The organism is Sphingobium sp. TomTYG74, assembly GCF_055393875.1.
This window is the reverse complement of the sequence record NZ_AP027342.1, coordinates 820,890-832,500: the sequence shown is the minus strand read 5'-3', so window position 1 is coordinate 832,500 and position 11,611 is coordinate 820,890. Positions and strand designations below refer to the sequence as shown.

Annotated in this window: 8 protein-coding genes (1 of these 8 running past the window's edge); 6 read left to right on the top strand and 2 right to left on the bottom strand. The window is 62.4% G+C overall.

Translation table 11 applies throughout. The features are described from left to right. From ACZ5TB_RS16745 to ACZ5TB_RS16735, 3 genes are all read left to right on the top strand, one after another. A protein-coding gene (locus ACZ5TB_RS16745; RefSeq protein WP_464780649.1) for an AAA family ATPase crosses the window boundary here: on the top strand, positions 1 to 912 show its 3' portion. The gene continues 285 nt to the left of window position 1, outside the view; the window shows 912 of its 1,197 coding nt (coding positions 286-1,197); its start codon lies beyond the left edge, outside the window; the stop codon is at positions 910 to 912. Between the two features lie 218 nt (positions 913 to 1,130). After that, positions 1,131 to 2,219 (top strand): ParB/RepB/Spo0J family partition protein, encoded by a 1,089-nt coding sequence (locus ACZ5TB_RS16740; protein ID WP_464792799.1) that lies wholly within the window; start codon positions 1,131 to 1,133, stop codon positions 2,217 to 2,219. A 211-nt stretch (positions 2,220 to 2,430) separates the two neighbouring features. Continuing rightward, on the top strand, positions 2,431 to 3,636 hold the full coding sequence (locus ACZ5TB_RS16735; protein WP_464792798.1) for a replication initiator protein A: 1,206 nt from the start codon (positions 2,431 to 2,433) through the stop codon (positions 3,634 to 3,636). A gap of 421 nt (positions 3,637 to 4,057) precedes the next feature. Here ACZ5TB_RS16735 and ACZ5TB_RS16730 read toward each other — a convergent pair whose 3' ends face one another. Beyond that, on the bottom strand, positions 4,058 to 4,993 hold the full coding sequence (locus tag ACZ5TB_RS16730) for a hypothetical protein (protein WP_464792797.1): 936 nt from the start codon (positions 4,991 to 4,993) through the stop codon (positions 4,058 to 4,060). Positions 4,994 to 5,181: 188 nt separating this feature from the next. On the opposite strand from ACZ5TB_RS16730, the gene htpG reads away from it, so the two are divergent. Further along, positions 5,182 to 7,062, top strand: coding sequence for a molecular chaperone HtpG (gene htpG, locus ACZ5TB_RS16725; RefSeq protein ID WP_464792796.1), 1,881 nt, complete (start codon positions 5,182 to 5,184; stop codon positions 7,060 to 7,062). Positions 7,063 to 7,248: 186 nt separating this feature from the next. Here htpG and ACZ5TB_RS16720 read toward each other — a convergent pair whose 3' ends face one another. Further along, entirely contained in the window at positions 7,249 to 7,638 is a 390-nt protein-coding gene (locus ACZ5TB_RS16720; RefSeq protein WP_464792795.1) for a nuclear transport factor 2 family protein, read from the bottom strand. Positions 7,639 to 7,938: 300 nt separating this feature from the next. Here ACZ5TB_RS16720 and ACZ5TB_RS16715 point away from each other — a divergent pair, with 300 nt between their 5' ends. Then, on the top strand, positions 7,939 to 9,441 hold the full coding sequence (locus ACZ5TB_RS16715) for an ATPase domain-containing protein (RefSeq protein WP_464792794.1): 1,503 nt from the start codon (positions 7,939 to 7,941) through the stop codon (positions 9,439 to 9,441). Further along, complete coding sequence (locus ACZ5TB_RS16710; RefSeq protein ID WP_464792793.1) at positions 9,434 to 11,527, top strand: response regulator; 2,094 nt, start codon at positions 9,434 to 9,436, stop codon at positions 11,525 to 11,527. Before ACZ5TB_RS16715 ends, ACZ5TB_RS16710 begins: the two co-directional genes overlap by 8 nt. Positions 11,528 to 11,611: the final 84 nt, after the last annotated feature.

Below are 11,611 nucleotides of genomic sequence, written 5' to 3'. Positions count from 1 at the left end.
CGCGCGCCGCTCGACATTCCCGCCATCATCGCGGTGCAGAATTTCAAGGGCGGCGTCGGCAAGTCGACCGTCACCACGCATCTTGCCCATTATTTCGCGGTGCAGGGTTATCGCGTGTTGGTCGTCGATTGCGACAGCCAGGCGACCACGACCACGCTCTTCGGCTTCAACCCGCACTTCAATATTCAGCGGGAAGAGACGCTTTATCCCTATCTGTCGATCGATCCGACCCAGGTCGACCTTCTCTATGCGGTCAAGCATACCGCCTGGCCCAATGTCGACCTGATCCCGTCCAACCTTGAGCTGTTCGACGTGGAGTATGAGCTGGCGGCGGCGGGCAGCGACGGCGGTTCCGTCCTCGCTGCGCGTTTCCGGAAGCTGAAACAGGGCCTGATGGACCTGGCGCGTCATTATGACGTGGTGCTGCTCGATCCCCCGCCAGCGCTCGGCACGATCAGCCTTGCGGTGATGCAGGCGGCCAATGCGCTGCTGGTCCCGCTCGCCGCGACGACGCCCGACTTCTGCTCGACCGTCCAGTTCCTCTCGATGATGGATCAGGTCATCAAGCAGCTGCAAACCGCTGGCATAGAGGTCGATTATCAATTCATCCGCCTGCTCTGCTCGAAATTCGACAGCAATGACCCCAGCCATTCGATGGTCCGCGCGATCATGGAGCAGAGTTTCGGCCCTGCCCTCCTCCCCGTGCCCATCCTCGACAGCGCGGAAATCAGCCATGCGGCGCTGCGCATGATGACGGTTTACGAGCTGGAAAAGCCGATCGGCACGCCGCGCACCCACAAGCGCTGCCGCGCCAATCTCGACGAAGCCATGGGCCAGATCGAAGCGCTGGTCCGCCAAGGCTGGGGCCGCGTCGCCCCCGCGCGTGAGGAGGACATCGTCAATGCGGCCTGATTTCACGCGGAGGCGCGGAGGCGCAGAGATGTCCTGCCGCGCCGCAGGCAACCCTTCCTATCCGACGGTTCAGTCAGGTGCTGCCACCTGCATGACCCATAAAGCTGCGCCGCTCGCACACCCTCTCTGCGCCTCTGCGCCTCTGCGCGAACAAAAATCAACGCTGTCCTACAGCGATGTGTTCACCATATGTTCCCCGCGAATCGGAGGACAAGCCCATGGCGCGTAAGCAATCGGACTATTTGGCAGCCCTTTTGTCAGACGAGGCGGAAAACCCCGCCCCCGTTCCAGCGGCCGACGGCCCGCCTGTGGCCGCGGCCGAACCAGCCCCCTGCCCTGCCCCGGCTCGCCCCGAACGCGCGCGCGGCGCAACGCTGCTCGGCCGCGAAACCGCGCTTGCCCGGCTCGCGTCAGGCGAGGTGCGGCAGGTCACGCAATTGCTGCTCGATCCGGCAAAGGTTCGCATCTGGCGCGGCAACGCCCGGCTCTATTCTCATCTGACAGAGGATAATTGCCGCGAGCTGATCGACTCCATCATCGCGGAAGGGGGCCAGAAGGTCCCCGCCGTCGTTCGCCGCGTCGAAGGCGACCCCGATCACGACTATGAAGTGATCGCTGGCACCCGCCGCCACTTCTCGATCAGCTGGCTGCGGGCGCACAGCTATCCCGACATGATGTTCGTGGCGCAAGTCGCCCAGCTGGACGACGAAGCGGCCTTCCGCCTCGCCGACCTGGAGAACCGCGCGCGCAAGGACGTCACCGATCTTGAACGGGCGCGCAACTATGCCGAGGCATTGGGCGCCCATTATGGCAGCCACCTCACCCGCATGGCCGAGCGGCTGAAGCTGTCGAAGGGCTGGCTCAGTAAGATGATCAAGGTCGCAGGGATACCGGACGACATTATCGACGCCTTCCCCTCGCCCGGCGACGTCCAGCTAAAGCCCGCTTATCCGCTGGCGCAGGCGCTCGATGATCCCGGGGCGGCTCCGGCCATCCGCGCTGAAGCCAATCGGCTCACCACGACACAACGGGAACGCCGTTACGCGGGTGCACCGCCCCTCCCCGCTGCTGAAGTCTTGAAGCGCCTGCTTGATGCGCCGCGCGTAGCCGTATCGGAACCGAAGGAAGAGCCCTTCACCTGGACCACGCGCTACGGCCGCCCTGCCCTCACCGTGCAGTCGGTCAACCGCCAGGGCATCACCATCCGCTTCCATGCGGGCTCGGGCGCGGACATGGCTACACTGGCAACCGCGCTCCGCGACACGCTCGAACATCTTGAACGGCAGGGAATGGGTCTACAGCAGTGACAGGCTCGGGGGGGCACAACGGCATCGCGGCACAGGGAAAGGGCATCTTGCCCAACCTTGGGTCACGCGCTGTTTCCCCGGGGAAACAGGGCAGGCCCATATCGTCCCGCCCTCCCCTCTCCTCCCGGAGCCTCCATTCATTCGCCCTAATCCCATCACCGTTTCCCCGGGGAAACACCCTCGCCACCCTGCCCTTGCCAAGGAGCCGCCCATGACGCGCACCGGCAAGGCCGAGCTTACCGATCAGTTCGAGCTGTTCCTTCCCTATATCGCGGACATGCCGCTGCGCGACCAGCGCGAGATGATGGAGCGCCCCTTCTTCAGCCTCGCCAAGTCGAAGCGCGTCAAACCGATCGATTACACCTCCCCCGATGGCAAAGCCTGGGTCCATGTGTCCGCCAATCCCGATTACGGCATGGCCACCATCTGGGATGCCGACATCCTCATCTATTGCGCCTCGGTTCTGGCCGACATGGCCCGGCGCGGCATCAATGATGTTCCGCGCAAGCTGCATCTCATGCCTTATGACTTGCTGCGTGCCATCCATCGCCCGACCACCGGCCGCGCCTATGAATTGCTCGGCCAGTCGCTCGACCGTCTGGTGTCCACCACGATCAAGACCAACATCCGCGCCGAAAGCCGCCGCGAAGCAACGTTCAGCTGGCTCGATGGCTGGACCCAGCTGGTCGATGAACGCACCGAACGATCGCGCGGCATGACGATCGAACTCAGCAACTGGTTCTATGAAGGCGTGTTGATGCAGGGCGGCGTCCTGTCCATCGATCGCGCCTATTTCGACCTGACGGGCGGGCGCGAACGCTGGCTGTACAAAGTCGCGCGCAAACATGCTGGCGGGGCAGGGGAGGGGGGCTTCTCCATCTCCATGCCAACCCTGTTCGAAAAGTCAGGGGCAGAAGGCGCCTATCGCCGCTTCAAGTTCGAAATCGCCAAGATCGCCGAACGCGACCCACTGCCCGGCTACACATTATTGCTCGAACAACCCCAGGGTAAGCGCGAGCCATCGCTACGCATGAGCCGCCGGTCGGCCGAAGCCCCGCGCGCCTCAAACGACGCCCCGGCTGCGAAAATGGGCATCGCCCCCAAGGTTGCGGCTCTGAACGGTACGCGCGCTTCCACCAGCAAAAGTCCGGCGGCCGATCCGCAACCCTTGCTCGACGCCGGGGATGTCATCCGCCGCACAGTCACCAGCCTTTCCTCTCGCGCGACCGCTGGCGAACTCACCGATGCAACCCTCGCCACGCTGCGCACCGAATGTCCGGGTTGGGACTATCAGTCCCTCCATCAGGATTTCCGCAACTGGCTCGATGCTGACCCAACGCGCACGCCGGTCAACTACCAGAAGGCCTTCATCGGCTTCGTGCGCCGTTTCCATGAAAAGAACCGCCACCGCCTTTGACGTTTCGGCGCAAAAGGTCCCCTCGTCAGTCAGGCCTTGCTCGTTAGCGCATAAGCGTTCCCGAAGTGTCGGTTGCTCCACAGTGCGTTCGGCGCCTGATTTCCCGAAGCTATTGCCAACTTCATTTCATCCACAGCTTTTGAACGACATTAAGCGGCCGACCAATGCAACTGATTCAATCCCCGCTGAAATCCCCACCTTATCCGGGCACCATCGACACTCCAGGAACGGCCAACGCTCCTTCAGGAACGATTCCCCGACACATCAGGAACACCAGCCTCGACACTCCGGGAACGAAAGCCCGACCTTTCGGGAACAACCCTGTTCGCCCGACTCGCCTATCTGCGGCACTTTTGCCGCATCTCGCGTCGGCTTAACTCTCTAACTTTCTACTAAACCCTATAACCAGAAGGAGATTCTTCTAGTTTTTGGAAGGGAGAGAAGAAGCGAGCTGCGACACCAATTTGGTCGCTCCTTGATGGGAGATGCCGAGCAGGCGCGTGATCGCCACCTTGCTCAAACCCGGATAGGCCAGCTCCAACCGCATCAGCAGTGGCGCCTTGCTCCGCTTCGTCACTGGCAGCTCTTCGGGAAGCTTTTTGAGCCGCATTTCAAGCCGGTTAAGTTCCGCTAATCCTTGCGCGGCCTGCCGTCCGATCATTTCGATCAGCTGCCCCGCCAGCGTCCTTATATCCACGCCGGGAAAACGAGGCAGATCGACGAAGGACGGCAGTCGTCGTGCCGTCAACCCGCACGCTTCGAGCGCCGCCGGGATGTGCGCCGCCACCACCCATCCCAGATCCGGCCGTCGAGGATCGATTTGCAACCGCCGTCCATCCGCCGTCGTCAGCAACTGACCCTCGCTCATGGGCGCCGCCAGGCCCTCTCGCGCCGCGATGAGCCGCTCCGCCACCTCTTCCACGCCCGTTGCAGGGTAGGGGGCCTCCACAACCGCCTGAACCGCCCGCCAGGCCGGGCCGAAGCGCACCAGATCGTCTGATGCCCATATCTCCGCCTCTTTCCTGTCGTCCAGCAGCTGGCGTGATATGTTCAACGTCGCCCGCGCTATCGGATCGCGCTCGCCCTCGCTCGCCGAAAGTACGAAATGAACCAGCCCCGCGATCGACAAGGGGTCGTTCAGCCCCTCGCTATGGCGCGGCGGGGGCGTCCGTCCGCAAATCCAGTCCTGCAAATCTCCGACGGAAATGGGCACGGACGCGACACTGGCCAGCGCTGCGGCACCTTTAAGGCGCGACCGGGCAAGCCAGATGTCGGTCGCCGGGCTGTTGGCGAGGCGCCCATCAAGCCTCCCCAACAAAAGAAAGGCCTGCTCCGGAGACGAAGAAAAATCCAGCATTGCCGGGCTATATCAGCATATGCGATGTAACCAAACACATAAGTTGGTTACACATGCTTTTCGCCGTTCAAAACGCGATCAATTCACCTTCTCCTTCATGAATTGAACCCCAATCCAGCTTGAAACCCGCCGCTCCCCACGCCATCTGTCCGGCGGCCAAATTCACTGGAGGGCATGAAAGAAACGCCATGACGAACCCGACCGACGCTGCTCCTGAAACCCGTTCCTTCGAAGCTGACGTAGCCAAATTGCTGCACCTGATGGTGCACTCGGTCTATTCGGACAAGGATGTGTTCCTGCGCGAACTCATCTCCAACGCCGCCGACGCCTGCGAAAAGCTGCGCTATGAAAGCCTGAGCGATCCCGCGCTCGCCGCTGGCGCCGGCCCGCAAGTGACGGTGACGCTCGATCCCGACGCCCGCCAGCTCACGATCGAGGATAATGGCATCGGCATGAGCGAGGCCGAGCTTGTCGAGGCCCTCGGCACGATCGCGCGTTCCGGAACAAAGGCCTTCATGGAACGCGTCGCCAGCGCCAAGGACGCGGAGGGCACGCAGCTGATCGGCCAGTTCGGCGTCGGCTTCTATTCTGCCTTCATGGTCGCCGATCGCGTCGACGTCCTGTCCCGCCGCGCAGGCTCCGATCAGGCGGCGCGCTGGTCGTCCGATGGCCTTGGCACCTATACGGTCCAGCCCGCCGAAACGGCCGAAGCGCCCGAACACGGCACGCGCGTCCTGCTGCATCTGAAGGAAGATGCGGCGTCCTATACGGAACGCTATCGCGTCCAGCAGATCATCAAGGACCAGTCCGGCCATGTACCGGTGCCGATCTTCCTCAAGGAAAAGTCGGACGCAGAGGCCGAGCAGATCGCGGATGGCGCTGCGCTCTGGACCAAGCCCAAGAGTGAGATCAGCGCGGAGGAATATACCGACTTCTACCGTAGCGTCGCCGGTCAGTTCGACCAGCCCGCGCTGACGTTGCACTATCGGGCCGAGGGTTTGCATGAATATTCCGTGCTGGCCTTCATCCCCGAAATGAAGCCGTTCGACCTGTTCGACCCTGACCGTACCGGCCGCATGAAGCTCTATGTCCGCCGCGTCTTCATCACCGACGAGGCCGAGATATTGCCGCGCTACCTGCGCTTCGTGCGCGGCCTGGTCGACTCCAGCGACCTGCCGCTCAACGTATCGCGCGAGATGATCCAGCAGAGCCCCGTTCTGGCGGCGATCCAGAAGGGCGTCAGCAACCGCATCCTCACCGAACTTGAAAAACTCTCCGCCAACGACGGCGAGGCATACATCAAATTCTGGGACAATTTCGGCGCAGTGCTGAAGGAAGGGCTGTACGAGGACTTCGCCCGCCGCGAGCAACTCCTTGGCCTAGCCCGCTTCAAATCCACCGCGTCGAGCGACAGCTGGCGCTCGCTGAAGGACTATGCCGACGGCATGAAGGAGAACCAGACGGCGATCTACTTCGCCACTGGCTCCGATCTCGATCGTCTCGCTTCCTCGCCCCAGCTGGAAGGTTTCCGCGCGCGGGGTATCGAGGTGCTGCTGCTGACCGATCAGGTGGACAGCTTCTGGGTCACCGCTGGCGTCGATTATGATGGCAAGCCCTTCAAATCGGTGACGCAGGGCCTTGCCGACCTCAGCCTCGTGCCCCTGCCCGAGGGCGAGACGGCCGCGCCCGCTGCGTCGGAGGAAGTCAGCAGCTTCATCGATTTCGCCAAGGATCTGTTGAAGGATCAGGTTTCCGACGTCCGCGTGTCCGAACGGCTGACCGAAAGCCCGGTCTGCCTCGTCGCAGCCGAACATGGCATGGATCGGCAGCTGGAAAAGCTGCTGGCGGCTGCCGGTCGCGGCGGCGGGGCTTCCGCACCCGTCCTCGAACTCAACCCGCGCCACAGCCTGATCGTCCGGCTGAGCGGACTTCAGGACGACAGCAGTCTGCGCGAGGATGCAGCCTGGCTGCTGCTGGACGAAGCGCGGATTGCTGATGGCGAATTGCCCACCGATCCGCGCGCCTTTGCCGAACGGCTCGGGCGACTCATGGCGAAGGCTTTGGGCTAAGCGCCGTGGATCAAATCGGCCTTACCCCCTGAAACCGTTCGCCCTGAGCTTGTCGAAGGGCTCTTCTTTCTTCCAAAGAAGTGAAGCGCTTCGACAGGCTCAGCCCGACGGATTGTGCATCAAGATTCAACACACTCTGCTTTGGTCGCGGTCGGCTGGCGCGGCATAATCCCGCGCCAGCAACTATCAGCCGAGCGTCACGAAGATTTCTGCCTCGATCAGCCACTCGTCCCGAAGCTTGCGCCACTTCGCGCTGTAGATGCCGGACGCGCTCGGCTCCTGCGTGTCCGCTGCCATCCCTTTCCATTCGCCCTGTTCCATCGCGATCGGTTCGACCGGAGAGACTGTTATGCTGGTGGGCATCCGAACATAGATGATGCGCTCGGGCGCTGCGAACTCGCGCTTCCATGCCATCAGCTGCGCCTTCCGGCCGCTGATCACGCCGCTGTCACTGCCGGTCACCAGTATCGCGGCGGGTGACAGCAGCGGGCCTATCGCGCTCAGGTCCATCTCCGCCAACGCGCGGTTGAATGCCGCACGCCGCATTCGGATCGCAAGATCGCAGGATTGGGTCACTCTACTATTCCGATCAGCGTCGCTTGTGTCAGCCGCCTATGATCCAGCCCGGTCGCCGCTGCAAGGAAGCAGCACAGAGTGAACCCGGCCGACACCCACCCCGATGGCACCGACGCAATCTCTGCGCCCCACGATGCGCCCGGTCGTTAAGCCATTGCAATGAAGATGCAACCGCCAGGATATTGCCGCGTTATAGCTTGATGATTTTGCGGTGCGGTGCGTCTGATCCTGCCTCGGCAGGCGATGGATTTTGTGACTTGATCGATATGCTGACGGCCGTGCTGACGGAGGCATGGTTGAATGACAGGAATTTTTGATCGCGTTTCGACGGGCAATTCCGGGCTCGATCTGGTGTTGGGCGGAGGCCTGCCTGCCCAGAGGCTGTATCTCCTTGAAGGTGCTCCAGGATCAGGAAAGACGACGCTCGCGCTGCAATTCCTGCTCGAAGGCGTGGCGGCCGGCGAGCCGGTCCTCTACGTGACGCTGTCGGAAACCAGCGAGGAGTTATCGGTCGTCGCTGCCTCGCACGGCTGGGATTTGAACAACGTCAACCTCTTCGAATTGGCTTCTGCCGATTCAGTGCTGGGCATAGGACGGGACCAATCGATCCTTCACAGCTGGGAAATGGAACTGGGTGGCACCATCGAACTCATCCGGGAGGAGGTGCAGCGGCTGAAACCCCGCCGCATCGTGTTCGACAGCCTGTCCGAATTGCGGCTTCTGGCGCAGGACCCGCTCCGCTACCGGCGCCAGCTGCTGTTCCTCAAACAGTTTTTCGCGCAGATCGACACCACGGTTCTGCTGGTGGACGACCTGACCGGCGGCGCGGGTATCCGCGACAATCACCTGCACAGCCTCTGCCATGGAGTGATAACGCTCGAGCGGCTGACGCTCGATTTCGGCGCGGCGCGGCGGCGCATGCAAATTCAGAAGATGCGCGGCGTCGATTTCGTCGCCGGTTATCACGATATGATCATCCGCAAGGGCGGCATCGACATATTCCCCCGTCTCATCGCGTCCGACCATCATGCGCCGTTCGTCGGCGAACCGGTGCCCAGCAAGATTCCGGCGCTTGACGCTATCCTGGATGGCGGTCCCCAACGCGGTACGAGCACGCTCATCACGGGGCCTGCGGGCGCAGGCAAAACCACGCTGGCCCTGCAATATGTCATCGCCGCCTGCGAACGCGGCGAAAATGCGGTGATCTACGAATTTGATGAGCGGATCGGCACGCTGATTGCCAGAGCGCGATTGTTCGGAACGGATCTACAGGCGTTGATGGACGACGGCCGCCTTGTCATCCGCCAGATCGATCCGGCAGAGGTAGCGCCCGGCGAATTCGCCGCCATGGTCCGACAGGAGGTCGAGGAGCGTAATTCACGCATCATCCTGATCGACAGCCTCAACGGCTATCTGGCGGCCATGCCCCAGGAACAGCAGCTGATCCTGCAATTGCACGAACTTTTGTCCTACCTCAGCCACCGGGGCGTCGTGACCTTGCTTGTCAATCCACAGCAGGGTTTCTTCGGGTCGATGCGAACCGACGAGCTGAATGTGTCCTACATAGCGGACATCGTCATCCTTATGCGCTTTTTCGAGGCGGATGGACGCATTCGCAAGGCGCTGTCGGTCGTCAAGCACCGCAGCGGCGCGCATGAGGACTCCATCCGCGAATTCAGGATCGACGCCCACGGCGTTCGCGTCGGTGCCCCCCTCTCTGATTTCAGAGGCGTGCTGACCGGGACGCCGGAATATCTGGGAGCGTCTTCACCACTGATGGAGGACCGCGACGGCCGTGCATAAGGCCGCCGCATCTTCAGCCCTCCGGGTCATCGTCAGCGCACCCTATGGCAGCGACGCGGACAGCGTGACGCGGCTGCTCCGAGGGGAGGGGCATCAGGTCCAAATCTGCCCCACCCTGACCGAGGTGGCAGAGGCGATCGACGAGCAGACGGGCGTCGCGCTCGTCACGGAAGAAGCGTTGTTCACCGACCTTGGTCCCTTGCACCGCGCGCTGGCGGCGCAGCCTGCATGGTCGGACGTTCCCTTCATACTGCTCGCCGGGCGGCAGGCGGGCCGTTTTGCTTCCAGCGAAGCCATAAGGCGCCGATTGCCCGATAACGCGCTCAGCGTCATCCTGCTGGAACGCCCCGTCAGCGGGGAATCGCTGATAAGTGCCGTCGCATCGGGCATAAGAGCCCGGCAGAAGCAATTGCAGATCCGCGACCAGTTTGCGGCCATTGATGCAGAACGTAGCCGCCTCAATACGTTGCTCGAAAACCTCCCGGTCGGTGTCGCCTTCATCAACGCCGACGGCAGCACGCTGCTTTCCAACCCCGCATTCCGCCGTTTCCTGCCAAGCGGAGAACTCCCCGCCCGGTTGCCCGACGCGGAGGACCGTTGGGAAGGCTATGAAGAGGACGGCAGCCGTATCACGCGGGATCGCTTCGTGACGATGCGCGCTCTGAAGGGCGAGCAGGTGCGGGGGATCGAGTTTCTGCATCACCCGACAGAAGGTCCTCCGGTCTGGACCCGGGTAAGCGGCGTGCCATTGCTCGACCCCGGCAGCGCACGGGTCACAGGCTCGATTTCAGTGATCGTCGACATAGACGAGCAGAAGCGGAGCCAGCAGGCGCTTGCCGAAGCCGCTCAGCGACTGGAGCAGGAGGTTGACGCCCGCACCCGCGAATTGCGGGAGGCGCTGCTGCGACTGGAAGCTGAGGCGGAAGAACGCGCCCGGGCCGAGGAAGCGTTGCGCCAGGCGCAGAAGATGGAGGCGGTCGGTCAATTGACTGGCGGGATCGCGCATGACTTCAACAATATGCTTACCGGCATCATTGGAGCCATCGACATTCTGAAGCGCCGGATTTCCAGTGGCCGACTGGACGACCTTGATCGTTTCATGGATGCCGCCAGCACATCGGCACAGCGCGCGGCGGCGCTGACATCCCGATTGCTCGCCTTTTCTCGTCGGCAGTCGCTCGACAGCCGACCCACCGACGTCTGCAAGCTCATTCATTCGCTGGAGGACCTGCTTCGCCGCACCATGAATGAATCGATCGAGGTGGAAATCCTTTCCTCCCCCCCGGTGCCGACGGCGCTGGTGGACGCCAATCAGCTGGAAAGCGCGATCATCAACCTTGCGATCAATGCCCGCGACGCGATGCCTGATGGCGGCCGACTGACGCTGTCATGCGAAGAGGTCGAACTGGATGAGGAGTGCTGCGCGCGCAATCCCGGAATTACGCCGGGCCGCTATATCATGGTTGGGGTGTCTGACACCGGCGTCGGCATCGATGGCGATACGCTGGACAAGGTGTTCGATCCCTTCTTCACTACCAAGCCGATCGGGCAGGGCACGGGCCTCGGCCTGTCGATGGTCTATGGCTTCGCCAAGCAATCCAACGGCTTGGTGCGGATCAACTCGACGGTGGGCGAAGGGACGGTGGTCAGGATATTCCTGCCGGTCGCAGGTCAACAAACTGAAGCCGAATCCGTGGAACATGCCGCCATTCACCATGGCGACGGCCAGTCGGTGCTGCTGGTCGAAGATGATAACTCCGTTCGACTCCTCGTGCGCGATGTGCTTGAGGAACTGGGCTACAAGGCGACCGAGGCCGCCGATGGACAGCAGGCGGTGCGCATATTGGAGTCCGGGCGGCGTTTCGACCTCATGATCTCGGATGTTGGCTTGCCGGGAATGAACGGGCGGCAATTGGCGGAAATCGCGCGAGCGCATTTGCCCGACCTGCCCATTCTGTTCGTCACGGGCTATGCGGAAGGGGCAGCCGTGCGGGGCGGCTTCCTGTCCAACAACATGCAGATGATCACCAAGCCATTCCAGATCGAAATGCTCTCCGCCCGCATCCGCGAAATGCTGGAAAGCTGACGGGAAGCTAGCCGGTTACTCCGTGGGACGATTCGCCTGCGACTAATGGGCGACCTTTTCCACCGCTTCTAAGTATGTTTCCTC

Excerpts from the sequence above, each read along its gene's own strand:
- ACZ5TB_RS16735 (WP_464792798.1), top strand. The coding sequence starts at position 2,431 with ATGACGCGCACCGGCAAGGCCGAGCTTACCGATCAGTTCGAGCTGTTC.
- ACZ5TB_RS16740 (WP_464792799.1), top strand. The coding sequence starts at position 1,131 with ATGGCGCGTAAGCAATCGGACTATTTGGCAGCCCTTTTGTCAGACGAG.
- ACZ5TB_RS16730 (WP_464792797.1), bottom strand. The coding sequence starts at position 4,993 with ATGCTGGATTTTTCTTCGTCTCCGGAGCAGGCCTTTCTTTTGTTGGGG.
- ACZ5TB_RS16715 (WP_464792794.1), top strand. The coding sequence starts at position 7,939 with ATGACAGGAATTTTTGATCGCGTTTCGACGGGCAATTCCGGGCTCGAT.
- htpG (WP_464792796.1), top strand. The coding sequence starts at position 5,182 with ATGACGAACCCGACCGACGCTGCTCCTGAAACCCGTTCCTTCGAAGCT.